At 45.1% G+C, this 25018-nt stretch carries 21 protein-coding genes; 16 read left to right on the top strand and 5 right to left on the bottom strand.

Annotated features, from left to right (window positions below; all coding sequences use genetic code 11):
- Positions 1 to 198 precede the first annotated feature (198 nt).
- On the top strand, positions 199 to 1302 hold the full coding sequence (locus H5336_RS16620) for a GGDEF domain-containing response regulator (protein WP_185235354.1): 1104 nt from the start codon (positions 199 to 201) through the stop codon (positions 1300 to 1302).
- 319 nt (positions 1303 to 1621) lie between these two features.
- Here H5336_RS16620 and H5336_RS16615 read toward each other — a convergent pair whose 3' ends face one another.
- Positions 1622 to 3400 (bottom strand): cellulose binding domain-containing protein, encoded by a 1779-nt coding sequence (locus H5336_RS16615; protein ID WP_313557537.1) that lies wholly within the window; start codon positions 3398 to 3400, stop codon positions 1622 to 1624.
- Between the two features lie 621 nt (positions 3401 to 4021).
- Between H5336_RS16615 and H5336_RS16610 the strand changes: the two genes are divergently transcribed.
- Both H5336_RS16610 and H5336_RS16605 read left to right on the top strand, forming a co-directional pair.
- Positions 4022 to 4714: an SDR family NAD(P)-dependent oxidoreductase gene (locus H5336_RS16610; protein WP_185235353.1), complete on the top strand. Its 693-nt coding sequence runs from the start codon at positions 4022 to 4024 to the stop codon at positions 4712 to 4714.
- The gene (locus H5336_RS16605; RefSeq protein ID WP_185235352.1) at positions 4707 to 6014 is read left to right on the top strand and encodes an alginate lyase family protein; all 1308 of its coding nucleotides are present in this window, start codon (positions 4707 to 4709) and stop codon (positions 6012 to 6014) included. Before H5336_RS16610 ends, H5336_RS16605 begins: the two co-directional genes overlap by 8 nt.
- Positions 6015 to 6113: 99 nt before the next feature.
- Here H5336_RS16605 and H5336_RS16600 read toward each other — a convergent pair whose 3' ends face one another.
- Positions 6114 to 7190, bottom strand: coding sequence for a DUF4097 family beta strand repeat-containing protein (locus tag H5336_RS16600; protein WP_185235351.1), 1077 nt, complete (start codon positions 7188 to 7190; stop codon positions 6114 to 6116).
- Positions 7191 to 7692: 502 nt separating this feature from the next.
- Between H5336_RS16600 and H5336_RS16595 the strand changes: the two genes are divergently transcribed.
- From H5336_RS16595 to hemG, 10 genes are all read left to right on the top strand, one after another.
- Positions 7693 to 7986, top strand: a complete 294-nt coding sequence (locus H5336_RS16595; protein WP_185235350.1) for a hypothetical protein — start codon at positions 7693 to 7695, stop codon at positions 7984 to 7986.
- Positions 7987 to 8024: 38 nt separating this feature from the next.
- Positions 8025 to 8312: an IS66 family insertion sequence element accessory protein TnpA gene (gene tnpA / locus H5336_RS16590; RefSeq protein WP_185231017.1), complete on the top strand. Its 288-nt coding sequence runs from the start codon at positions 8025 to 8027 to the stop codon at positions 8310 to 8312.
- Positions 8309 to 8665 carry an IS66 family insertion sequence element accessory protein TnpB gene (gene tnpB / locus H5336_RS16585; protein ID WP_185231015.1) on the top strand — a complete coding sequence of 119 codons (357 nt, stop codon included), beginning with the start codon at positions 8309 to 8311 and terminating at the stop codon, positions 8663 to 8665. Before tnpA ends, tnpB begins: the two co-directional genes overlap by 4 nt.
- 20 nt (positions 8666 to 8685) lie before the next feature.
- Positions 8686 to 10182 (top strand): IS66 family transposase, encoded by a 1497-nt coding sequence (tnpC, locus tag H5336_RS16580; RefSeq protein WP_185235349.1) that lies wholly within the window; start codon positions 8686 to 8688, stop codon positions 10180 to 10182.
- 1050 nt (positions 10183 to 11232) lie between these two features.
- Positions 11233 to 12096: a patatin-like phospholipase family protein gene (locus tag H5336_RS16575; RefSeq protein WP_185235348.1), complete on the top strand. Its 864-nt coding sequence runs from the start codon at positions 11233 to 11235 to the stop codon at positions 12094 to 12096.
- A 458-nt stretch (positions 12097 to 12554) separates the two neighbouring features.
- Positions 12555 to 13241 carry an ankyrin repeat domain-containing protein gene (locus H5336_RS16570; RefSeq protein ID WP_185235347.1) on the top strand — a complete coding sequence of 229 codons (687 nt, stop codon included), beginning with the start codon at positions 12555 to 12557 and terminating at the stop codon, positions 13239 to 13241.
- 132 nt (positions 13242 to 13373) lie between these two features.
- Positions 13374 to 13625, top strand: coding sequence for a hypothetical protein (locus H5336_RS16565; protein ID WP_185235346.1), 252 nt, complete (start codon positions 13374 to 13376; stop codon positions 13623 to 13625).
- A 427-nt stretch (positions 13626 to 14052) separates the two neighbouring features.
- Positions 14053 to 14625 (top strand): outer membrane beta-barrel protein, encoded by a 573-nt coding sequence (locus H5336_RS16560; RefSeq protein WP_185235345.1) that lies wholly within the window; start codon positions 14053 to 14055, stop codon positions 14623 to 14625.
- An 887-nt stretch (positions 14626 to 15512) separates the two neighbouring features.
- Positions 15513 to 15755: a hypothetical protein gene (locus tag H5336_RS16555; RefSeq protein WP_185235344.1), complete on the top strand. Its 243-nt coding sequence runs from the start codon at positions 15513 to 15515 to the stop codon at positions 15753 to 15755.
- Between the two features lie 696 nt (positions 15756 to 16451).
- On the top strand, positions 16452 to 16979 hold the full coding sequence (gene hemG / locus H5336_RS16550) for a menaquinone-dependent protoporphyrinogen IX dehydrogenase (protein WP_185235343.1): 528 nt from the start codon (positions 16452 to 16454) through the stop codon (positions 16977 to 16979).
- Between the two features lie 25 nt (positions 16980 to 17004).
- Here hemG and H5336_RS16545 read toward each other — a convergent pair whose 3' ends face one another.
- The 3 genes from H5336_RS16545 to H5336_RS16535 form a co-directional block, all read right to left on the bottom strand.
- On the bottom strand, positions 17005 to 18471 hold the full coding sequence (locus H5336_RS16545; protein WP_185235342.1) for an SDR family oxidoreductase: 1467 nt from the start codon (positions 18469 to 18471) through the stop codon (positions 17005 to 17007).
- 372 nt (positions 18472 to 18843) lie between these two features.
- Entirely contained in the window at positions 18844 to 20076 is a 1233-nt protein-coding gene (locus H5336_RS16540) for a DUF6748 domain-containing protein (protein WP_185235341.1), read from the bottom strand.
- A 794-nt stretch (positions 20077 to 20870) separates the two neighbouring features.
- Positions 20871 to 21245, bottom strand: a complete 375-nt coding sequence (locus H5336_RS16535) for a YajD family HNH nuclease (protein ID WP_185235340.1) — start codon at positions 21243 to 21245, stop codon at positions 20871 to 20873.
- 1195 nt (positions 21246 to 22440) lie between these two features.
- Between H5336_RS16535 and H5336_RS16530 the strand changes: the two genes are divergently transcribed.
- The 3 genes from H5336_RS16530 (at position 22441) to H5336_RS16520 (ending at position 24812) form a co-directional block, all read left to right on the top strand.
- Positions 22441 to 23001, top strand: a complete 561-nt coding sequence (locus tag H5336_RS16530) for a dihydrofolate reductase family protein (RefSeq protein ID WP_185235339.1) — start codon at positions 22441 to 22443, stop codon at positions 22999 to 23001.
- 406 nt (positions 23002 to 23407) lie between these two features.
- Entirely contained in the window at positions 23408 to 23767 is a 360-nt protein-coding gene (locus H5336_RS16525) for an MmcQ/YjbR family DNA-binding protein (RefSeq protein ID WP_185235338.1), read from the top strand.
- A 658-nt stretch (positions 23768 to 24425) separates the two neighbouring features.
- Positions 24426 to 24812, top strand: coding sequence for a tautomerase family protein (locus H5336_RS16520; RefSeq protein WP_185235337.1), 387 nt, complete (start codon positions 24426 to 24428; stop codon positions 24810 to 24812).
- Positions 24813 to 25018 lie beyond the last annotated feature (206 nt).

The following is a 25018-nucleotide window of genomic DNA, read 5'->3' as shown; positions in this document are numbered from 1 at the left end:
TCGGCTTGATAGCGCCGTAGTTAGTTGCGTATTACCTAGGGACATTCCCATCGACCCCGCCAAATAACCCGGCTTATACTATATTAGTTGCGGGCATTTCGAGAACTCTGAGTGTAAAACCCTGTAAAATCATCGAAAATAAAACGTGACATAGGTGTGTTTGGCGTCTTATTCTTTCAATACGGAGGATTGAGAAACATGGTGAAATCCGAAAAGACCCCAATAAAGCCGCGTGTCGTCGTTGCCGATGACTCCAAAGTTGTCCGTAAGGCTGCCACCAAAATCCTTGGCGATAAATTCGACATACTTTTGGCGGCAGACGGCGCCGAAGCCTGGCAAATACTGCAGAAAGACCCTAGCGTACAGGTTGTACTCACTGACCTAGGTATGCCCAACCTAGATGGCTACCAACTCATTGAGAAGATTAGGCACGCCGAAAAAGAAGATCTCCGTAATATCCCCGTTGTTGTCATTACCGGCGCCGCCGAAGAAGAGTCGGTTAAAAAGAAAGTATTTGAAATGGGCGCAACCGATTTTGTTAGCAAGCCGTTCAAATCTACCGAGGTAATAGCCCGCCTAGAAGCCCATGCCAACTACCGGCGAGACAAAGTTAACCTGCAAGAACACGTTAATATCGATTTACTCACCGGTACGTTAAACCACAAAGCGCTGGATGAAAAGTTGGAAAAAGACGTCTCTTTCATCAATCGCCACAAGCAAAATATTGCCTTGGTGATGTTCGAAATCGACAATTTCAAAAATATCGTTGATAAAACAGGGCATCGCGGTTCAGAAAAAATAGTTCAAAAATTCTCTAAAGTATTAAGCTCGGCTATTAGACGGGAAGATAGTTTCGGTCGGTACAACGAGGCGAAATTCTTGACTATTTTGCCCATGGCCAAAACCGAGGGCGTGGTAATGCTCTCTAAACGCCTATGCGACCACATGAAGACATTCAAGATAAATGTCGCGGGCGAGGTAATTAACCTTACCTTATCCATTGGCATTGCAGCGGCTCCCAAAGGCTGTGCCAGTACGGCGAAAAGTCTTTTAAAAACCGCCGAGCAAGCCCTGCGCAACGCCCAAAAACTGGGGCCAGGTGAGGTACAGCTCCTAAAATTGGAAAATCAGCAAGCCGATAAACAATCCAAATTTATCTCTATAGACGACCTACTCAATGCCATTTCTAATGATGCCAATTCGGTCACTCAAACTGAATTAACCGCCGCTGTCGGCAGCTTGGCGCCCTTGATAAAACTGATGAGCAAAGAGCAAAAGCAGAAGTTACTGCGCGGTGAGTAGCAGCAGTCTAATGAACACAGCTGCCACCCCATAACGCCTAACACTACTCGGCCGTCCACCTAAATACACCTAGGTGAAAATCGCTAGCGCTGGTAAACATCGCAGCTAACACACTTTTTGTATCCGCCGCATTTGCTCATCGTTACGCATGCAAAGAGACAGTGTAGCGCACAAAGGCTTACGACCTTCCCTTTAAAGCAAGGCCTTGGCGGTATGTGAACGCTTACAAACTATCGGCTACCCCGCCGATTATACCCACCGCCAAATTACAGACGGGGGGTATATCGAAATTCCCGCAGGGGCTTAAAGCCTAAAAGCTTTAAAAATCAAAACGCCCGTCTTGCGCCTTTAACTCACTCCACACCCTGCGCAGCATCCAGCCATCCCAGGGTTGAATTGAATCGGCGGCACCCGCTTGCATAACAGCCGGTGGTAAGCCCGTTGGCGGGAATTGCTCTACGTCGTAAAAATCTGGCAGATTAAAACCGTGGCCAATTTCATGCTCAATAACATGTACGTGGTCAGCCGTTAATGTACTGAGAATGTACTCACTGGAAACACGCTGCCCCCAATCGCCACCCGCACCACCGCCAAAACCTTTAGTGCCCCATAGGCTCATATCGTAATGATTATCATAGCCACCGGGGCAGCTATTGTAGTTACCATCCTGATGGAAAAACCGGCCACAGGCTTCAGGGCATTGTGGCGCACCACCGGCATCCACATTACCTACATATATAGGCACGCCATTGTCGGCCCACTCAAGCTGATTACGATCGGCAACGGCCCAACCAACAATCTTTACGGGCACTTCGTCGTAGGGGAAGCAATCATAATCGCGCAGCCACTCAACCCAATGGGCATATTGGCGATTAATCATGTCTTCCATTTGGTCTCGCTGAGTTGCAGTCATTTGCTGGTCCGACTCCCAGCGCACGCAATAATTCAAACGCCCCTCCGCCGCAATCATTTGATCAAAGATCAAATTATAAAAATTCAACGCTTCATTTTGAATGCGCTGCTCCCAAACCCAGTCGATGGTTTCGGGGTTTACATCACTGGTATTCGGAGGCTCAGGTTTATTGCAGGCACCGCTCGAAGAAGAACTAGAACTAGACGAAGAACTACTGAAAGAAGAACTTGATGAACGGCTACTAGAAGAACTACTGGATGATGAGCTGCCGCAAGCCGCTGCTTGTCCGTTATTACCTATCAGCGTTAAGGAGTCTACGTTAGGGAACCCGGCGTTGTTTGTGGCCACCACCACAATAGTATTAACGCCTTCATTCAGTGCAATGTTTACCGACTCTACCGTCCAACTTGTCCACGCACCGGTACCTGAAAACGCTACAGTTGCGAGCGTTTGGCCATTCACTTGAACGGAAGCCGAGCGCGCGTCAGCACCATTAGCGTAGCGCCATTCCAATAGATAATTCTCACTCGCCGCAACATTTACGCTCCAGCTCACACTACTACCATTAGCATTGTCTGTATTCGCAAAACCACTGCCCGTAAAGCCACTATTGTTCGTATCTATAGAACCATCAACATCACAAAACCCCGCTTGGTTTTCTTGAAGAGTGAGTTCGGTATTACCGCCAGTACTAGAGGAAAAGCTAGACGAAGAACTGGAGCTAATACTAGATGAGCTAGAGCTACTGCTAGAGGAGGATGAACTGTTGTCTCCACCACCGGAACATGTAGGCAACGAAAAATTACCATTATGCGTACCCTGAAAACCGAAACTGGTACTCTGACCCACCGACAAATTGCCGTTCCAGCCTATGTTAGACGCTGTAACCGTATTGCCAGTGCTGGCAACATTCGCATTCCACGAACCACTTACGCCGGGGCTTTGGCTGAAATCTAACGCCACCTGCCAAGCACTAATGGCTGAGCTGCCATCATTGGTAACCGTAACATTAAGTACATAACCACTGCCCCAGGTATCGGCGCTGGTTGAACACGATAAGGCTACGGCATTATTAGCCATACACAACGAACCCAATACCAAAAGCCCACAGATATAAAGAGCATTTTTACCGCGCGGTAGTATTTCGCTGCGCTGCTTAGTAAATCGGGAGGGAAATAGATTCACTATTTTTTCCTACATTTATTTTTATTATTACGGTAACGGTATTTGACAAAATAAAACACACTTCGCAATCAAGCATTGACGATGTGCATTAAAGCCGCAGAATATTCTGAACAAACTGGCGTGAGAACAATAGGAAAACGATACGGTAACCGTCAATAATACGGAAACAACACGAAAACAAGAACACGTACACTTTTGGCGTGAAAACACTAACCCTAAAACAATAGCGCCAAAACGTTAGTACAAAAACACTAGTACAAAAAACAAATGCCAAAACATGCGTTTTGAAGACCCAGGCTAGGCCCTATAGTAGCCCAAATTAAGCTAATATCAACACCGCCACCCATCCAAATTAGACAACCCACCCAGCAACCGGCGACAACATCAATTTAAATCACCTCCCATAGCTAACCATTTGCATATATAAAAACCGGCCATCCACAAAAAAAGGCCGCCTACGCATCACACCCACTTGGTAACCTAAGGGTAACTGCACTAAACTGAGCCACCGCAACTTAATAGCGAACACTTTGTAGGCCGGTGGTTTACACGTAAAACCAACACAGCCGACAATAACAAGCCGCAAAAACTTAGCACCACACACACCTAAGGAACCTTAAGATGAAAAAACTACAAAAAAAATGGGCATTGGTAACCGGCGCAAGCCGAGGTGTAGGGCTAAGGGTAGCCAAAGCATTAGCGGTAGAAGGTTGCCACGTTATTGTTCACTCAAGAAATCTAAATAATACGCGGGAAGTCGTAACGCAGCTAACCGAAATGGGCGCGCCGGTATTTCCAGTAGCGGCAGAGCTGGAATCGGCCGAGGCCGTAGAAGACTTAATTCAACAAGTACGCAACATTAGCGCCAATCATTTAGACATTCTATTTAATAACGCCGCCATAATGACCCCTTCTCGCGCGCTTTTTGAACCCACAATAGAAGACTTTACCCGCAGTTATTTGGTAAACAGCATTGTACCCGCAAAACTCTGTGACGCATTCCTGCCGGGCATGCTAGAGCGCGACTGGGGGCGTATTGTAAATGTAACCTCTGGCATTGCCGATCAACCCAACCTAATGGCCTATAGCTGCTCGAAAGCCGCACTCGACCGTTACGTAAAAGACATGATACCCACCCTGGCGGGCACCAATGTGCTGATGAATTTACTCGACCCAGGATGGTTACGCACAGATCTCGGGGGCGAAAATGCCGACAACCACCCAGATTCAGTAATACCCGGCGCACTCATACCTATACTGTTAGAAAAAGGCGAAGGCAGTGGAAAAATGTACCAAGCACAAGACTATGCTTAAGAAAAACCGATTGCCATTGGCCAACCGCTGCAAACCGGCTGGCCTATTGCGCATAACCTTCTCAGCGGCCATGCCTTTATTAGCATCCTCTCTTTTGCGGCCCGTTCTACTTGTCGCACCGTTATTAGCCGCACCTTTACTGGCAACGCCACTCTTATCAGAACCACTATTAACAGCACCTTTACCGACAAACCCTTTATCCGCGATTAAGCAATCTTCAACCCACGCCGGTGGGCAATTTACTCACCCCGGCGCATGGAATAGCCAGCAAAATTTAGATTACGTAAAAAACAAAATTGCAAACAAAGAAGCACCGTGGTTGACCGAATTTGAGCGCATTAGGCAATCACCTAGTGCCTCACGCGCACCTCACCCTTTACGCCAAATACCGCTTATGGGTAACCACGACACCGTATTCAGAGACGATGCTATAGCCGCCTACACCCAAGCATTATTGTGGTATTTCACGGGCAACAAAACCTACGGAGACAGCGCCATTAGCATTCTTAACGCCTGGGCAAATTTTGAGGAATTTACGACGGGTTCACAACAGGGTTCAAACCAGCAGCAATTACGCGCCGGCTGGATAGGCGCTGTTTTAGCACAGGCTGCAGACATTATGCGGGGCTATTCAGGCTGGAGCGAAGCGAATGTTAACCAACTGCAGCTAATGTTCAAGCGTGCGTTCTACCCCCAATTAACCACCATGAGCCAATGGAATGGCAATGTAGACTTAACCCAAATAGAAGCCTTACTGGCCATAGCGGTATTTAACCAAGACGAAGCAATTTTCAATTTAGGCCTGGTGCGCCTTAACCAGCGTATTCCCGCCTATTTCTATTTAACCAGCGACGGCCCTCTACCCCAAGCCATTGCCGGAGACGGCAACAATTTACCCGCCTTCTGGTTTAACCCCCAACATATGCCCAACGGCCTAACCCAAGAAACCTGCCGCGACAACGGCCACCATACGCAATTTGGCTTAGGCTCTGCACTGCACGCAGCCGAAATTGCTTGGAACCAAGGCATAGACCTATACACACCCCACCAAAAACGATTTACCGCCGCGTTAGAGCTACTGGCATCGCAAATATTAACGCAGTCATTTGCCCCCTGTGCGAACGTTAAACCAACACAGAGCCTGTTCAATACCTGGGAGATAGGCTACAACCATTACCACAACCGGCAAGGCCTGCATTTACCCAACACACAAAAACTCATTGAACAGCACGTTCGCCCGCACAGTACCCGCGCTGTGTGGAATTTGGTGTATGAAACACTCACCCATGCCAAAAAATAAAACCCCAAAATAGCACAGATCAAAAAACACAAGCACCATAGCGGCTAACGGTATAAACCGATTAATAGGGTTACGCCGCTCTACCTCCAGCCAAAGACGCTAAAGCGTATTGACATTCACATGCCCATGGGAAGAGCCCAACTTAACTATGCCGCCGCCACCTTCCGCTGCACACGCTTTGGCACTCTTAAAGAAATCTGAGCGTATATTTTTTATCTGAGAACCGGTTAGCTGGCATACGCTGCTTTCAGGTAACTGCAAATGAACATCGCCATGTTTTACTTTACCCTCAATAAGCCCAAAGCCCGTACCCTGCTGCTTTAACTTCACATCACCATGGGAGTTGCTGAATTTCAATTGGTCGCTGATACCCGAATACTTAATACCGCTATGGGCATTTTCCAGTTTTACCTGTTCGGCTTGCGCTTGTTTAACACGAATGTCGCCATGAGAATTGTGTAACGCTAACGCCGTTCCCGTGTGCGTACCCAACAGGATATCGCCATGACTTTGGTGTACCTTCAAATTGCCCACACGGCTTGTTTTCGCCTTTATATCACCGTGGCTCCAGCGCACCTTTGCTGTATCGCTTATAAATTCATTCAGCAAAAAATCGGCATGTGCGCCCGCTGCTTCTATGTGTTGTGCTTCCAGTTGCTCAATACTGAACTTACCGTGCCTTAACTCAAACGCCGCATCGCTTGCCTTCAAGGCTTTAAGCTCGAGGTTTGTATGGGCGAGCTTTAACGAAAGATCGTTGGCGGCAAGACTATCCGCTTTTAGCGAACCGTGGCGATGCGTAAATACGAAGCGCTGTAAGGTCTGCGCTGGCAGTTCAATTGCAATTTTTCGGCTTATATTACAACGGCTTTTTTCAGCCAGTTTCTTGTCTATTTTGGTCAACACCTTTAAATCTGTACCGCTGGCTTTACCCTCTATGTGCTGCAAACAAAGCGCAGGGTCACCACTGCGCAAGTTTTGCCTTAGCGTAATACTCAAAGAATCGTACTCACCTGTTACGAGGCTGATGTCAGCATGATTCATATCCATCGTTAGCGCGTTAACTGTCTTCAAATCAAAGCTGCGAGCTTCTACGTGCTCCTCGGCGGCTAACACCGGTACAGCTACGGCCAAAATTACGCTGAATAATACCGATGGCATGCGCTTTCTGTTCATCTGTTAACTCCTATACATTAATGATCCACGGCACAAATGCAAACTTAAGGCCAAGTAGCTATGTACTTGTTTTTGTTAGCAATAACCTAACAGCACCCTAGCCATTAAAAGCCGTAAGCGTACATTGTGGCGATATTAACCAAGAGCTAGTGAAAAATACCCCGCCCACCGTCGGCACATTACAGGATACAGCCATTGGGCCACCTCAACATCCAAGGGAAACCCAAGCAATACACGCTAACCGCGTGCAATTACGTACATGCGGCAACACGCCCTAGAAGTTTTTACACACAAAACCGAATCCACTTTAAATACCACCCTTTCCCAGCTAATTGTTTGTGCGTCATCAAACCGCAGCATAGCCAAAGCGATCAAACTTTGGTTAAATCGATAACCAGCTCGCAGATGATAAGCACAGGCCAAAAGCACTTGAGGTGCCCTTAAGAGAGCTGCCCCAAGTATCAGGTTTATATGGATTATTTAACGGTGAAACGAGGGTGCAATGGAAAACAACGCTAGCCTTTCGCTAAGTTTAGTTAGCTCATGCGTAATATTCACGGCTCTTACGGCCTGTACCAGCAATACAACGCCCAAGGGCATAGAAGAAATTGTTGTATCGGGTATGCGCATGAGCGCAGCCGCCGAACCAGAATTGTGGCGTGACAAAACGCAAAAGAATAGAAACGACTTCGACACCTTTAAAACCAACCCCACAAATCAAGTAAGCGAAGCACCCGTTTCAACCTTTTCGGCGGTAAGCGCCAATCCAACCACACCCTACAAGGCGCGACATTAACATAATAACCTATAGTCTCCATTACTAAGGAGGCTATCATGTCCAAGCGCCGCACCTACAACTGGCCCCAACTTTTCGCAGAATTCGAGCGGTCAGGCCTATCGCAAGTCGAATTTTGCAAGCAACACGACCTCAATCCAAAATATTTCAACTTAAAGCTTTCCAAGCTCAAAGCGCAGGAAGACAGTGCGTTCGCGCATGTGGTTGTACAGCCTGAACTTTACTCGCGGCAGGGGCTTGTCCTCGAAGTGGGCAACTGTAAAGTTCATTGCCCACCAGCCATGTCTATTCCTTCCTTTGTATCATTGATTAAGTCCCTCGCATGATCCAGTGGTCCAATGCGATTCCCATATACCTGCACCGCGACCCAGTAGACTTTCGCAAAGCGATCAATGGCCTAGCGGTTATCGTGAGTGAGGAGATGGAGTTGGATGTATACAGCCAGGCGTTGTTCGTGTTTTGCAATAGAAACCGCAGTCAGCTCAAAGTGCTCTATTGGGACAGTACGGGTTTTGCCCTGTGGCAGAAACGCCTAGAGAAGGACAAATTTAAGTGGCCGAGTAAAGACCCGCTTGCAACCGCATCAATTACCTACGAGCAATGGGATTGGTTATTGCGGGGTTTTGACTTTGCTAAATTTAGACCACATAAGCAGTTAAAATTCACCGAGGTGGCCTAATATTTTGTATAATAGCCGCTATGAAATATGCGGCGGCTTTACAGAAAGAAAATGATTTATTGCGCGAAAAGATTGCCGCGCGCGATACGCAAATCGCCGTATTAAACGAACAGCTTAAACACCTGCTGAGCAAACGCTTTGGATCTTCTAGTGAAAAAATATCGGCTGATCAGCTAGGCTTATTTAACGAAGCCGAAGCATGTGTAGTTGAAGTTGAGGCCGCCGAAAGCGATAGCACCACTGTAAAAAGTTATACTCGCAAGCGTAAGCCTCGCGTTACTATACCCGACAACCTTCCCCGTGAAGACATCATTCACGACATCACCGAAACGGAAAAAGTCTGCCCTCACGATGGCAGCACTCTTAATATCATTGGCAGCGAAGACCATGAACAACTGGAAATCATCCCCGCTAAAATCAAAGTGGTTCGCCACAAGCGACTAAAATATGCCTGTCCCTGCTGTGACAATCACATTGTAACGGCAGGCAAGCCCAAACAGCCTATCGAAAAAAGTATCGCCAGCCCCAGTCTACTCGCTTACATCGCGGTGCAAAAATATGCGGATGCTTTACCTTTATACCGTCAAAGCGAGATATTCAAACGAATCGGCATAGAGCTGGACAGAACTAATATGGCGAACTGGATGGTGAAGTGTGGTGAGCTGACACAGCCCCTTATCAACCTGTTAATTGATTACCTCCACAAGCCACCGTACATCCACATGGATGAAACCACACTACAGGTATTGGAAGAGCCGGGAAAGACCGCACAAAGCAAAAGCTACATGTGGGTAATGACCAGCACAGGTCCACAGTCGGTTTACGTATTCCACTATGCGGATAACCGAGGGCAACGGGTACCCATCGAGCTACTTAGCGCCGAAAATACCTCCATTATGGTCGACGGCTACGAGTGGTACCAAAAAGCCTGTGATGAGTACGGTATTACCCGCTTAGGTTGCTGGGCTCATGCCAGAAGAAAGTTCAAAGAGGCTCAAAATTTACAGAAAAAGGGTAAAACAGGCAAAGCTGATCAAGCCTTAGCCTATATCCACAAGCTGTACGCGATTGAAAAGAAAATAAAGGACGAACCACCGGATAAACGCTACCAAGTTCGCCAAGAGCAGGCAAAACCCATCCTCGACAAAATCAAAGAATGGTTGGATAAAAGCTTACAGTCGGTGGCACCGAAAACAAAACTCGGTATAGCATTGGTGTACCTGAACAACCAGTGGGATCGATTAATCGCCTACCTGGAAGATGGGTGCTATCCCATCGATAATAATGCTGCCGAACGTGCAATACGCCCCTTTGCTATTGGTCGCAAAAACTGGATGTTCAGTAAGAGTCAGGCGGGCGCTAAAGCTAGCGCAAATCTTTACAGTCTGATAGAAACAGCCAAGGCTAACGACCTGAATACGTACGACTATTTGCAACATATTTTTGAAGAACTACCCAATGCGCAAAATGTTGAGCAGATTGAGGGATTGTTGCCTTGGAATGTCCAGCTTGGTTAGGGTGTGGTTGGTTTGGCGCTTACTTTCGGCGGATGTAGATACTGCTAACTACAGCTTTACAGCGCTGTAAAATTACGACTTAGTTTTGCGCAGGTAACAGCGGCGCCATAAGCACCTAAGGTGGAAGTATCATGAAGACATTATATACAATTCAATTGTCTGGACTTCACTCTTGCAGCAGCTACAGAGCTGCCCAATAACGACATCAGAAAACAGAGTCTTACTCCAAGAATGTATCAAGCCTTTGAAGCTGCGTTAGATACATACCCTGATAGAATATCAGACGAAATCAGAATCACCTTTAATAAATTTAAAAATATTCACTAAGGGCTAGATGCATTTATAAAATAGCCAAAATACAGAGACTACGCTATTAGCGACTTATCTGACGATATACAGGGAATCCAAAAGGAGCCGAATGGCAGCATCTTTAGCTAGAGCCCCTACCTAAAAATCCTTTTGGATTAAATGCCATTGACGAGGCAATCGAAGACGGCTTTCTTCGTTCGGTTACTCGCGATTAATAGATGGGTGACGTGAGGAACCTAAGCCATTCGGTAAAGAGATCAACACCGGAAGATCAAACGCCCACCCTTTTATGGCACCCAATGAGTCCTATATTCTTTGGGATATTAGACGAGATAGCGAATACGGTAAAGCCGATATCTATGTCAGTTTTCGACAGCAAGATGATTAGTGGGGCAAGGCTATTAATTAGGCGAAAAAATAAACACAGAGACTTCGGAATCAGCCGCACGGGTGACGCCGGACGGAAAATATCTTTTCTTCAATAGAAATATGGGCTATACGGACTCCGTCAAATATGAAGATGTATTCTGGGTAGACGCAAAAATCATTGAGACACGAAGACCCAACCTATAATCCATATCAGTCATAAAGGCCCACACTTTAAATGATCTTAGGAAGAAGCATATTGCTGCTCCCATCAAGAGTTTTACTCCCGCATCTGGATAGTAGGTCTAGATATAGGATGAAATACACTTAAATGCTAATGTAAGCATTAGCGCTAGCTGAACGAGCATATAACATATGAAAACAGTATCTTTGGTTCTTGGGAGTGGGGGTGCTCGTGGATTGGCACACATTGGTATAATTCATTGGCTGGAAGAGCACAATTACCACATACAATCCATTTCAGGATGCTCTATGGGGGCTCTTATTGGTGGTATTTATGCTGCTGACAAGCTGGATGAATTTGAACAGTGGATTCGTTCAATAACAAAACTCGATATTATTACGCTACTGGATATTTCATGGGACAAAAGTGGCCTAGTTAAGGGCGACAAGATTATCAACACTCTCATAGACCTCGTAGGTGACATAAAAATAGAAGACCTATCAATTAATTATACTGCTATTGCAGCAGACGTAAACCAGGAGAAGGAAATATGGATTAATTCAGGGCGAATGTTTGATGCCATACGCGCCTCAATTTCTCTGCCTATGTTTTTCACGCCACACTATTACAACGGGTCGCACTTAATCGATGGCGGTGTACTTAACCCAGTTCCTATCGCTCCGACGTTCAGCGACAACACTGATATCACTATTGCTGTAAACCTTGGTGGTAAAATGATCACAAAGCCCATTACAGTAGATTTTATCGATCAAAATAAAAACAGTAATGATGGGATGAGTGAAAAAATCAACAACTATATACAACAGCTTAAGAAAAATATGGATACCCCACAGGAAATAAACTGGGGAGCATACGAAATAGCGAACCAGGCATTCGACGCGATGCAAAGTACTATAGCTAGGCAAAAGTTAGCGGCCTATCCACCAGATCGGATTATCGAGATCGCGCGAAACGCTTGTGGCACGCTCGAATTTGATCGAGCCGAAGAAATGATCGCACTCGGCTATCGGAAGGCTCAAGAAAGCTTCACCTAATTAATCATATAAATTTTCAACCTACAGCGCTTATAGATCACGCAATTGTGACTTACGTCGACCCATTAACTAAACTCAATATTTATACGCAATTTCGAATGAAAGTACTATTTTTGACAGCCGCACATGCAAGGCTTTACATTCTTATGTTTTGACTCACCACAAAGGGACAAGAGAATGGAAAAACCCATCGAACAAATAGAACACTCACGCCAAGTTATGTCCAACTATAGTACAGCGCATATTTAAACGTAAAACGCCTATGAAACTGACCATCGCACTAATAGCATTGCTTTCTCTCAGTGCGCACTCGAAAGAATGTGGCATTGATAAAGTATATGCATTGATTGAAAGACTAAAGACTAAAATTTTTGGCGTATTCCATAAAAATAATTAGCAAACATACAGCCGACGATTTTGTAATTCCTTCCAAACTTAGAATCCAATAGCAGGTAACAATGAAAAAATTAGTTTTAGTGTTTTTAGTATTTTCATTTTCTATTATGGGGTGTAGCACTGCACCTAAGGACCAAAACGCTGAGCATAAGCAACTATTGTCTGCTATCCGGAGTCAGGATTTAAGTGCCGTAAAAAGCTTGGTCGCAACAGGTAATATCGATCTAGACCCACCCACCCGGCCGAACCAAATAAATAAGGCGCTAGCATACGCCTCCATTTATGGGAACCTAGAAATAGTGAAATATCTACTGGCTCAGGGCGTTGATATTGACGGCAGAATTTCTTACGGAGGCACGGCATTGCTAAGAGCTTCAGAAATGGAAAATAATGATATTGCTGAATTTCTCATTCGTTCAGGCGCCGACGTAAATAAAGCCAATAGTTTCGGTATTTCAGCAATGGTTGGTTATGCTATCACTTGCAATACCAATCTAATTGATTTGGCATTGGAGTATGGTGGAGATATCGATCTAGCTCATAAAATGACCGTGTCGACGGGATACGGTGAATTAGCCTACAACCCCATTCAGTGGGCAGTATTAAAGGGGGAATTAGAATGCGTTAAGCATTTACTCTCTAAAGGGGCTAAAACAAACGTTATTTCTAGAGATAATGAAACACTATTAGAAATGGCTATTAAATACGGTAACACAGAGATTATTGGTCTCATGGAGAGTACGCTCTAACAAAGGTAGTCACACGAATAAATGACGTCAACTTCATATTATATGTAGACATTCAATCTCCACATGCAATAACGTATACCCAAATATTAATTTTTATCACAAGGAGTGTAGCTATGCCAAAGAAAAATATTTTTGGCCGAATACAAAGGAAGTAAGTTCACTGTTGAAAACACCTGGTTTAGTGGCGCCAAACTCTTTCACAATGGCGACCTCGCCGCTTCAAATAATGACATTTTTGCGATTAGAAAAGACAAGCCTTTAATGACGGCCAAGGTGGTTATAGACGGGAAAAAAAGGCGAGTCGAAGTTTTTGCCTTTGCAATATTCACAGTAAAACTGAAAATCACGGTAGATGGTATAAAAATAGCGGGGAATGATTTTTGAAAATCGGCACCTTAAAAAAATATTGGGTTCAACCCCACTGATCATATAAGCACTAGCGAAGTAACCGTATTAATAGAAAGAGATAACCCCAAGAAGTACTATCAAGAAGCACTATATTGACGCTTATTTTTTTCCTAAGGTTGCAGGCTAAAGATGTTCTAACACAAAACCGGTTCAGTGATCTCAAACATTTCAACGCAAGAATGGCGTAAATTTCAACGCCCGCAATAGGGGTTGCAATTGCGCGCCACTCGATCAAAAACGCAGCGATGTTAACGTTGCAGGCTGAATATCTGCGATCCATTTAATTAAATGTCGGTTACAAACGGTTACACTGCCAGAGATACAGATAGAGTAGCCTTTGTTATAATCCCGAGTTAAGTAAAGCTTTCAAATATTTATTTTTCGACTAAAGGAGCAGTAACACATGAGGAGATTTACCCATTCTATTATGGCTTGCCTAATCGGTGCAGTATCGCAAACAACCCTTGCCGGGAATGAAGAGGGATTTTATGTAGGGGCTTCATACGGGGAATTACATTTCCATAGTGACGGGGATAGCGGTGCCTATAAAGTTTTTGGTGGCTATAATTTCGACCTACTTCCAACGCTAGATCTGGCTGTTGAGGCAGCTTATGTCGATTTCGGTGAGACTAGCGGAGAGATCGCTATTCGCACCATTGTTGACGACGAATCAATATTTATTGATGGCCACCAAACCACTTCAACAACAGGCTGGAATGTATTCGGTGTTGCAGACTTCAGCTTGGGGCCTGTCTCACTATTTGGAAAATTGGGAATGGCCTCATCGAACTCCGAAACGGAATTAAGTATAGCGGGAAGGGATAACCTTCGGAATACGGAAACTGGTCTAGCTTACGGGGCTGGTATAAAAACACAGCTATCCATTTTTTCTATTCGTGCCGAATATGAAGGATTTTATGCAGAACAATTTGGTGAATTCGATATGCTATCGATTGGTGTTTCCTACAGTTTTTAGCCGTTACTAATTATGTCTGTTACATCGCGAAAATTACACCCACACTAACGGACATACAAACGAGCAGCCGTAGCGTGATAGCATTAGTGCAAAGATAACGTCGGTAGCATTTACTGCGAAGTGATAGTATTTCTATCTACATATAGGCATGCTGCACATCAACCGCACACATACCCCCAAAGGCCACGCCATGAAAGGCCTTATCACGACGCTGGCCTGCTTCTCAAGGGAAATACCCCCCGCTACGCAGTCCGCCTTACACTAAATATATTAGGCCGCACATTCCGTAACCCCCTTATTTATGGGTACCCTATTGGCGTTAATTTTATTCGGAGACGCTATCCGTGTAAATAAAGTTCGAAGATTTGGAATTAGCATACGAATCTTCTTCAACGTGCTTGCCCGATGAGAACGCTGCCTATCTATTCAAAAAAACAGGCATAATTTACTACGATTCAGATGCGTCTAAAGACGCGCTACCCGAAGACATTGACACAAATAGTAGTTTTATACGTCTACCAAACAAATGGGAACTGACTTAGGAAAGTTCTTGGTTTTTAGCTTTATTGAAGAATTTATGCCATCCAACATGCAAGAGATTTACAAAACATTTCGTCGGAAAGGTTCATACTCTAGCTATAAATTGTTCTTGAAAAGACGTAACTTTGCAGAAAAATGGTACAGGTACGAGAAAACGGAAACGAAAAACGCATTACTTAATTGGTGTAAAGTTAACGGGATTAACGTAGACATTTAGGAGCTCTCTCCATTTAATGTGAGGGCCTTTCATCCCCTCCTGATAACACCTACCGCCCACGCTGCTATATGGTAACCGAGCATACCCACAAGGTATTTTTAACCACATAGAAAAGTACTACGATAAAAGCATGGCGGTGGCAAGAAAGTCGATTATTAATGAGTACCGTGAGGGTATAGCTGACACGCTCACCTTGCTTACCTTTTTAGTTGAATCCGAATCAAAAATTTACGAAGCATGGCAACAAGAAGATTATCTCGTTTCTCAAGGTCTCTCTATTGTAGAATTTTTAGAAAGGGAATTCCCTCGATTGTCTAGAGAAATTAACGACGAGCTATTAACGCGCGAAAATGATTGGGCTAACCCACTGTAAGTTTAGGTAAGCAGGAGCGACCAACCTGCTCTCTTGTTAAAAGCTAGGCTTTTCAGCCTGGCTTTTTTTGCCTTTACATTCTGCTAACCTTCAATTTCATGTGCTCGAATAGCCCTACCGTTAATATTCGCACGCTGGATATTGAGCGTATTTTTGCCAGCACTCCCATACCTCTGGCCCAACCAAATCCTGTTTTTTCGTTAGACCGGCATGTATAACCACATGGCAGTGATCGCTTACGACCAAATACCCAACCACATCAATACAGAGCCCCTACAACTAGGCATATAATACGCTAATCAGGCCACTGACAGCGAAGCGGGTATACTCATTCGCCAACGCAATATGCCACACAGAAAGGCGCTAAAGCTGACCAAAATAGAACGCTTAAGCCGGTTTCACTTTAAGAGGGTACACATTGAGTCATTGAGCGATTGCGATGGTAATATGTAAACCACGCCTGTCGTATGTTGGCTAGGCTTGTATTAAATCCAAATAAAGCGTGTTCCATACAGATGAGCGCGCCTACTTCTCCCTCTATTAGGAACCTTGAAAGGCGTATAGTACTTGAAGACTACATAGCTTACGCTGCCATGAACACAGATTAAGGGCCTAGAAGTATGTATTATTTCTTACATATAGAACCACGCAGTTTCAAACCTTGGGTATTTTGTTAGACAATAGGGTTATGGGCTAATGAGCAAAATATTAATCATTTATTCAACCACTGACGGACATACCCGAGACATTTGCTCCCGGCTAAATAATGTAGTTGAAAATGCACATAATGACGTGACATTGGTTTCAATTGAAAATGAAAATAAAGTCAACCTAGATGAATTTGATAAAATAGTATTGGGCGCTAGTATTCGCTATGGAAAACATAGCTCAAAAATGTATACTTTTATAAAAAACAACGTGCATATTTTGGAAACAAAACCCAACGCTTTTTTTTCCGTTAACGTTGTTGCCCGTAAACCCAAAAAAAATACACCCGAAACTAACCCGTACTTAGTAAAGTTTTTAACTCAAATCCCATGGAAACCAAAAAATCTCGCTGTTTTTGCAGGAAAAATTGACTACCAAAAATACGGTATATTAGATCGCAACATGATAAGAATGATAATGTGGCTCACTAAAGGCCCTACCGATCCAAAGACAAACATTGAATTCACCGACTGGGATCAGGTTACCCAATTTGGAGAGTTAATTTGTGATATGTAATTGAGCTACTAAATAGGCCTGCATATTAATCACTTTTTTCTTCAAGCGCCTCTGCTTGTTTACAAATGGCCTTTGTCATTCCTTTAAAAATAACCCAATGTGCCGGTTCCAAGGCGTACCAATACAGCAAACCCAAAACACCTGCTGGGTGCCAATAGGCGGTGGCACGGATACATGACTGCCCGTCATCCGTTTGGCTTATTTCGAACTCCAACACACCCGCCCCAGGTGCACGCATACCAAACTGCAGAGTTAGGCGTTGCTCTTTTTCCATGCCCATTACCGTCCAGGAATCTACTTTATCCCCTAGGCGGAGTTCACTGGGGTGCCTGCGTTTCCGATTGCGCCCAATGCCACCAACAGCCCAGTCGATTAGCTCGCGTAGGGTCCAAAGAAAATTCAGGTAAAAATAGCGTTTATTTCCCCCAATCGTACATAACACTCGCCACAACGACTCTGGCGATGCCAGTGTAAAGGCGCACCCGCCCGCTTTTTTGGCATAGTAGGCAACGTCTATGCGCTGCTGACGAATGCTGAATGCACCCTCCACCCAACGTGATTGCAGGCCGTTTTTTCTTTCAGTAGCAAAGACCCGCTCCACACTGGTACGGAAGTCGAGCAATGGCAGAGGAATGAGTTCGCGCAGCGGTGCATCCTGCGCCTTAAAGTCGTGCCGCAAACCCTCAATAAGTGCGCACGCAATATTCGTAGGGACCGAGCTGACATATTTCAGCCAATAAGAAGACAATTTGGGAGAAAGCAGCGGTACGGCGATAATATGCGGCGTACGAACCCCCGCCACATTGGCGAGCACGCGCATCATCTGTTCGTAGTTAAGGTACTCGGAGCCTGCGGTATCATAAACCTTGTTAAAAGCCTGCTCGTTCAACGCGATTAACACTAAGTATTGAAGCAAATCGTCGAGCGCGATGGGTGGTGATTTAGAGCGGACCCATTTCGGTGTGAGCATAACGGGCAGGTGAAAAACCAAATCCCGCATAACTTCAAACGCAGCAGAGCCTGGGCCAACAATTATGCCCGCGCGAAGCTCTGTAACCGGCACTGAGCCGCTGTTGCGCAGCATCTCGCCTGTCGCCTTACGGGAGTTTATGTGTTCTGAATCAGCCCCTTTGGGAACCAGCCCACCCAAATATACAATATGCTTTACACCGGCCTGCTCAGCAGCGGCTGCAAAGTTGGCTGCCGCCTGCAAATCCAAACGTGCAAAGTGCTTGCCCGCCGACATGGAATGGACCAAGTAATAGGCAACTTCGATACCGGCAAGCGCATTATGCAGGGAAGCTGGCACCAGCGAATCGGCCGCCACTACCTCTACCTGCGGCCACTCTCGCGCCTGCAGTACCTCTGCAGACCGGGAGCAGGCACGAACCTTAAAACCGCTACTTGTTAGCAAAGGCACCAAATAACTACCTATGTAGCCACTCGCGCCGAAGACAAGCGCCCGTATGGAATGATTGGGCTGAACGGGCATAAAAGTCGCCTTAGCTGAAAGAGAGTGTATGGCTCATTATGCCGCCCAAATGCATAAGTCCAAAGCGCTTTAAGAAGTGGGCTACAACCAGAAAGTGTATTGTTTATTGCTGATTGCCAATCCAAGAGAAGGTGGCGGCTAAAAAGTCTTACCGTGATCGGACAAAACTATTTTGATAAGGGCTTAACCTAGTGACGCTTAGAAATGCACCCTTCAACTACAAACCTGATAAAGCACAGGATTTTCCAAATTCAGATAAGGGCAGAGCAGTCTAAGGCGCAAGGCAAGCTTTATATCGGCCGTATAAATAAGATTTTACGCGCTCTATTCTGCTATTTGGTGCAAAACACACATCCCTGTGTGCGGCTTACATTAAGGGTAATAAACAACGCAAATTCCAGGTTCTTGAATCACCCCTGGAAATTCACAAGTTTTAACGCAGCTTTGTGTAATGCTGGTAGTCATTTCGCCGGTTTTCGGGTCTATTACTGGTGCCCCGCCAACGCCATTTAACTGTATTTCAGGGTATGTGCACCCATACTGCGTTTTGCAGGCACCGCCACTAAAACTGTAACCTTCTTCGCACTTGGCGTCAGGCTCTATCGGAAGGTAAAACTGTTGAACAATAAATTCAACTCCTGTGCCAGCAAAACCTTTGTACTTGTATGTGCGTCCAGACGCATAGAGCACCTCGCCATTAGCTAGCAGCTGCTGTGCTTCGTCAATTTTTTCTGCATCGGCGTTTACTTTATCGAAATTGATACGGGAGACCGGGGTCTCTCGCATTCTATTGAGCACTGTAAGGTCATAAGTGAAACAGGGCGATGTAATACACATAATGCCGTTGTTCTCGGCACCGTAAAATGTACCTACAGCAGATTCATCCGTCGCAGATTCAAATGCTCCTTTTGCATTGAAAACACCCAGGTTACCAAAGCCCTCGAACTTTTTATCCTCGATTATTCCAACCAAAAACAACGGCGTGGAACTTCCAAGAAGTTGCTCGACTGCAGTGCCTACAGGCAGGTTCAGTTCTGCTACATAGCACTCATTTTGCTGCGTGCCATCGGCGCACTGGGTACGTTTTTTATTGACCGATTTTACAAAATAACCGCCACAGAGAGGGGAAACGCATTTTCTAAAGTCAGGCCGGGCCACATAAAATGCAACATCATCACTAGGCTTCGTTACAACCTTAGCACTAAAGCGATACTCTATAAGAGGCCCATCAAATGCTCGTGCATCAACCACCCCTTTAACTAACAGTGAACTTCCGTCATAGTCAAACGACGCCTCTCGGCTAACCCCACCGCTATCTTCATTAGGGTCGGCTGGCAGTTGAAATGCCAAGCTTGGCTGCGTTTCAACGGTTGATGATAAGAAAAACAATTGCGTTGCGCCAGCGGGCAAGAACGCGACAAAACGACCGGTTAAGGCCGCCGCCGTTGGCGCACAACCATCTGGGGCACAACGTGCGGGGGTTAACAGAACATCCCCATCTGTAATTTCGAATGCATAAGAATCCCGCTCTTGCGCAACGGCATATAAAGGGAATAAAAAAATCAGGATGAAACCTCTGAACGTCATAGTCATGGAATATTTCATTTTGTCCTCCAAAATATTATTCTTGCTGTTTATCTTTAGGAACTATATGAATGGTAACGGGTATTTATGTGTATGCGAACACAGTTGTAGGCATTCACTGGGGAGAGAGTACTAACCAACCAAACTTTATTATGTAATTAAGTGTTAGGTGATGTTTACCGTGACAACAAAAAGCAGAGCGCGATACAAATTCATTTTCAACCTGCTTAATAATTCAAAAACTTTATCGACACGCCATATTAAATATACTTTTTAGTCTAATGATTGGCCCACAAGCATAGATGAGCTGTAATACCACATGTTACGCACTGAAAATTTATGCCTCACTTCGAACTTCCCAACCATTCAACTTTAATCGAAAACTAACAAACGTTATGGCAGGTGTGAAAACTGAATAAACACCATATCCGTGACTCTTCTTTGGCATCAAAAGCAATGAAAAAACACCCCAAGATGCCGCTATTGAGTGAAAAACAATTACTCAACTAACGTACCAACTAGAGATGCACGGCACATAGAATACGCAACGCATATTGCGACACGCAACACAAATCATCGCTGAACTATGTTTAACCAAATCAATCAACATGTGAATTAGGCCCATGTGTCGCTAGGAATAGAAAGGCACAAGTAAAGAGTGAATTATTGACACGAAAACGCTCTAAATATGACGAGCAATCGGGAATTCCGAAAGTTCGTTTCGCTTAGAGTCAATAGCGCCTACGCCAACAACGGCCAATTGAGGCGTAGGCGCCGCCCAGCCGAACTATAATTTTTTAGTCGATGCCGCTTGATCACTCACCGTCCCCTTTCATTTTATCTTTCAAGCCGGCAAAGGGGTTAAAGGTGGCAGCCTCTCTTGTTGTTTCTGAGCTATTGCCATACTGCACATAGTTTTCGAATTTTGTGTGTTCTTCGTCATGGCAATAGATACAAAGCAACTCCCAATTACTGCCGTCGTTTGGGTTATTACCATGGTTGTGGTCTACATGGTGAACAGTTAATTCAGAAAGGTTTTTTCGATTGAACTCTCTGGCGCACCGACCACAAATCCACGGAAAAAGTTTTAGCGCGCGTTCTCGATAGCCCGATTCCCGCTTTGCATTATATTCCAATTGCTCAGCCCGCACTTTTTCAAATTTACTCTGCGCTGGGGGTTTACTGTTCATAGGCCTGGAGTCTCTTTTAGTAAAATAGATATGCACTCTGGGCACAACCAATTGGAGTACATTATATTTGGGGCAAGCTGCCCTTCAACTCAGGGCATCTTAAGGTATTTAATTTAGTGAGTACCTCTATTAATTGCTTTTGGCCGCTGGCTTTGTGTACGCCTCGTGCGCAAGGCAAAATTTACAGGGACGCTTGGTGGCCTGGCAAACCTTATTACAGCGTTGGCCTTTTTGAAAAGGCAACCAGTCTTCCGCTGCACAGTCCGCCTTATACTAAGGCCTGCCAGAGGCTACAATCAATTAATAGCGCTCCCTGCCGATTGAACCGGATCTCCCCCTAGGGCGATAATACGTTTTATACATATACGTCAGTTATGCGATGGCTAGAATGTATTAACGCCCCCCTCACTCGATTTTTTAGGGGGCTGACGGCTCGCACAAAGCTCTACAAAACCAAATGACACAACCAGCACCCATAATAGACGGCGTTGACTACCATTGGAATGGTCTAACAGCATCGGCTTATCACAATAGCGCTTTTTGATGCATACATGCCATTAACACCCTGCAGGCAGGGTAGCCGAGCCCCCCCCGCCACAGCTTTCTACAATAGTGCCGCCCTCAAGCGCGAAGCACTCCAAACAAATCAAGCTCACCAAACAGGTGCTTAACTAGCTCACAAGCGGACATCTACTTCTAAAAGAATAATCGCACCTAACCTGCATGCTATTTTAGTAGATCTGCTCCGCTCATTCCATCACCCTATAATGGGTATCCAGCCTTCTAAAGGAATAATCAGAGAGCATTGGCGGGATAAGAAACGCGCGTACAGTACAAAAGAAGGCCGCTAAAAAGAGCATTAATACATATCGACGGTTTCAGACCGATAGATTGGACACAAAGTATCTTGTGAGGGCAAAGGATGGCTGCCTTTTATAAGGTAGTTATTCGGTTTCTCTTTTAGACCTGTAAAACATTTACCCAAAACCTCACTTGAAACGCGCTAACCTCCGCACTAAAATATCAGAATAGTGAAGCAACATACTCAAAAATAATTTGTGCTCAGTATTCTGATATTTTCGCTGGCGATAAGGTCATTAAATCGTTGGGTAATCAGCTTTTAGGGCAATGCTTGGATTGAACAAAAAGCGAAATCAGTGTTCGAATAAAATAACTTGTGCAAAGGAATAGCAACATGAAATGCTCAGCTTATATAGCGACAAGTGCCGACGGGTATATTGCAGACCTTAACGGCGGTGTTGACTGGCTTCACACGGCCGGAAATTTAGACGCGGATATGGGCTCTGAAGACATGGGTTTCAGCGATTATATGGCGTCTGTGGATTGTATGATTATGGGACGTAAGTGTATGGAAATCATTTCCAGCATGAAGCTAACCCCCGAACAATGGTTTTACGGTGATCTGCGGATAGTTGTATTAAGCAACACAGTGAAAGTGCCCCCCGAAAACCTACATGGAAAAGTAGAGATGTACTCAGGAGATACTCAAGATTTACTTCTTACACTAGAGTCCAGTGGTCTGAAGCATGCCTACATCGATGGCGGCTCAACTATTACTCACTTTATCAAGTTGAAACGCCTTAACGAAATAACCATTACTAAGGCACCCATACTTTTAGGTAAAGGTATTTCACTTTTCGGTAATTTTGATGCCCACGTGAAGCTTGAAAATACTGCAGTATCGGTATTCCCGAACGATTTCTCCCAAGTAAGGTACAGTGTAAATTATTCCTAGCTGTTTTTTTGCACCTGCTACTCTCCCAGTATTGGGTGTCTAGGGGTTTCCAAAAAGAAGAATACGTTCGGTCGATAGTAAAAGAAAACGAAGCTAATTCAAAACATTAACCCGTTCGCCCAAGATTTATATAAACGGATATACCTACTTTAGGTGGCGATGCCAACTGAGCCAATCGGTTAAGTAACCAGGTTTCTTTACGGCGGGGCCTCTAGGGAATTGGGTTTTCTGTAGCTATGTTTTAGCTTGCCTGCAGAAAATTCCCGATTGTAACCGACAGTTTCATCGACCCTTCAGGTGCTCTTTAGAGCTATAACGAGGCTGTTAATAATCGTGGGCTCCAACCCCAGACTACCAAGCACCTTACAACGCTACCGGGCTGCTAGTAACACACTAGGAATCACTGATGAACATAGAACAAGTAAAAGCGTTCTGCCGCACATACCCTGGCGCAATTGAGCGTGAGAGTGGCCACCCCTCAAACCTTTTAGCGTATTCTATAGGCGAAAAAAAATTCGCCTATTTTAAAACGAGCGCCCCAGAAAAATGGCGGTTCAGCTTTCGTGTTATACCGGAGCGATTTCTGGAGCTAACCGATCAGCCCGGCGTAAAACCTGCCCGATTTATGCATAGATTTCATTGGGTTTCAGTCGTAAATGTTGAGCTCTTTGACGAAGGCTACCTTAAACATCTGATAGACTGGTCTTACAGTCGCGCAGTGAAAAGCTTGCCTAAGAAAATTCAAGCACAAATCGGTAACCCGTAACAACGGTAGTGGCCGTTCCACCCGGGTAACCGTGATTGAGCCGTTACGGGGTAAGTAGCCACGACCCCTGTAGCCACAATTTTCGGTGCCTCCAACGGTAATGTAACTATGCAAAACCCTCAATTCTACGCTTTCGCGGTTCTCTTTTTACTGCTTTTGATATTTTTCAACTGCCTGATTAGCCGAGATATATACAACTGGGTCCCGTCAACAAAACAGCAAATTGGGCTCCTTTTCTTAGTATGGTCACTACCAATAGTGGGCTTTTTTATCGCTAATATACTGGGAAAACTGGGCTGGTTTAAGAAAAAGAAATCGCAGGGCGGAAGCTCGGCCGTAACAGGCGGTTTTATGGAAATGGATTCAGTACTTAATCCCGGCGTTAGAAATCAAATAGAAATCAAATAGAAATGGTTGAAAAGCGAGATTCGGAAATCCATCAAGAACACAAAGTAAAGAACACCCAAGGTAAGAATACTAAAGCTCGAAAGACCGCTCCATAACTTGGGCCGCCAAGGCCTATTGAGTAGGAGGTAAACGCCCCCCCTTTGGTGACAACTTAGAGGGCGGATAAATCAGCTTTCATATACAGGCCACTTCCATAAACGTGCTAAGTAACTCATCAAAACTTTAGTTACACGCCAAGCAAGGATTCACAATGATCGTAGTATACGGTATTAGGGAAAAGCTAAATCCCATAAAAGCACAGCTATCTAATGTGATTCATAGTTGTATGCACTCGGAGCTGGGACTACCAGAAGATAAAAGAGCGCATCGTTTTATTCCAATGGAGACCGAAGACTTTTACTATCCCGGCGGGCGCTCTGATGCTTATACCGTTATTGAAATAAATATGATGTCAGGCAGAAAAAGCGAAACTCAAAAGCGGCTTATTAAAGCCCTCTTCAACAAAATTGAAGCCGAACTATCCATTTCACCTGTGGATGTAGAAATTGTAATTAAAGAACAGGCGCCACATCAATGGGGGTTCCGTGGCATCACCGGCGATGAAGCCAACGATCTCAAATATAAAGTTGATGTATAACGAGGCGTTTCGCATTCTACCAACCGGGTTAACGTGTACTTACCGCTACTATAACGACCTTCGCTAGCCCCTCTTAGCTGCACACCCAACAAGTGCGATTGTAAAAACCGTAAGTGAGGAGCCCACCCCATGCGCTTAGGGCGCCCCTATTCCCACCTGCGTGAGCGGGTCAATTAACCGTAGGCGCTGGCTCGATGGCGCAGCTT

Origin of the sequence: Teredinibacter franksiae, assembly GCF_014218805.1 — a bacterium.
Classification (GTDB): domain Bacteria; phylum Pseudomonadota; class Gammaproteobacteria; order Pseudomonadales; family Cellvibrionaceae; genus Teredinibacter; species Teredinibacter franksiae.
Note: the sequence above shows the minus strand (reverse complement) of the source record. Positions and strands in the feature narration are given on the sequence as shown.

Bases quoted from the DNA above. Each gene is read 5' to 3' on its own strand.
- H5336_RS16560 (WP_185235345.1), top strand. From the start codon at position 14,053: ATGAGGAGATTTACCCATTCTATTATGGCTTGCCTAATCGGTGCAGTA.
- hemG (WP_185235343.1), top strand. From the start codon at position 16,452: ATGAGCAAAATATTAATCATTTATTCAACCACTGACGGACATACCCGA.
- H5336_RS16600 (WP_185235351.1), bottom strand. From the start codon at position 7,190: ATGAACAGAAAGCGCATGCCATCGGTATTATTCAGCGTAATTTTGGCC.
- H5336_RS16520 (WP_185235337.1), top strand. From the start codon at position 24,426: ATGATCGTAGTATACGGTATTAGGGAAAAGCTAAATCCCATAAAAGCA.
- tnpA (WP_185231017.1), top strand. From the start codon at position 8,025: ATGTCCAAGCGCCGCACCTACAACTGGCCCCAACTTTTCGCAGAATTC.
- H5336_RS16530 (WP_185235339.1), top strand. From the start codon at position 22,441: ATGAAATGCTCAGCTTATATAGCGACAAGTGCCGACGGGTATATTGCA.
- H5336_RS16540 (WP_185235341.1), bottom strand. From the start codon at position 20,076: ATGAAATATTCCATGACTATGACGTTCAGAGGTTTCATCCTGATTTTT.
- H5336_RS16605 (WP_185235352.1), top strand. From the start codon at position 4,707: ATGCTTAAGAAAAACCGATTGCCATTGGCCAACCGCTGCAAACCGGCT.
- H5336_RS16575 (WP_185235348.1), top strand. From the start codon at position 11,233: ATGAAAACAGTATCTTTGGTTCTTGGGAGTGGGGGTGCTCGTGGATTG.
- H5336_RS16570 (WP_185235347.1), top strand. From the start codon at position 12,555: ATGAAAAAATTAGTTTTAGTGTTTTTAGTATTTTCATTTTCTATTATG.
- H5336_RS16610 (WP_185235353.1), top strand. From the start codon at position 4,022: ATGAAAAAACTACAAAAAAAATGGGCATTGGTAACCGGCGCAAGCCGA.
- H5336_RS16525 (WP_185235338.1), top strand. From the start codon at position 23,408: ATGAACATAGAACAAGTAAAAGCGTTCTGCCGCACATACCCTGGCGCA.
- H5336_RS16535 (WP_185235340.1), bottom strand. From the start codon at position 21,245: ATGAACAGTAAACCCCCAGCGCAGAGTAAATTTGAAAAAGTGCGGGCT.
- H5336_RS16595 (WP_185235350.1), top strand. From the start codon at position 7,693: ATGGAAAACAACGCTAGCCTTTCGCTAAGTTTAGTTAGCTCATGCGTA.
- tnpC (WP_185235349.1), top strand. From the start codon at position 8,686: ATGAAATATGCGGCGGCTTTACAGAAAGAAAATGATTTATTGCGCGAA.
- H5336_RS16545 (WP_185235342.1), bottom strand. From the start codon at position 18,471: ATGCCCGTTCAGCCCAATCATTCCATACGGGCGCTTGTCTTCGGCGCG.
- tnpB (WP_185231015.1), top strand. From the start codon at position 8,309: ATGATCCAGTGGTCCAATGCGATTCCCATATACCTGCACCGCGACCCA.
- H5336_RS16620 (WP_185235354.1), top strand. From the start codon at position 199: ATGGTGAAATCCGAAAAGACCCCAATAAAGCCGCGTGTCGTCGTTGCC.
- H5336_RS16555 (WP_185235344.1), top strand. From the start codon at position 15,513: ATGGCGGTGGCAAGAAAGTCGATTATTAATGAGTACCGTGAGGGTATA.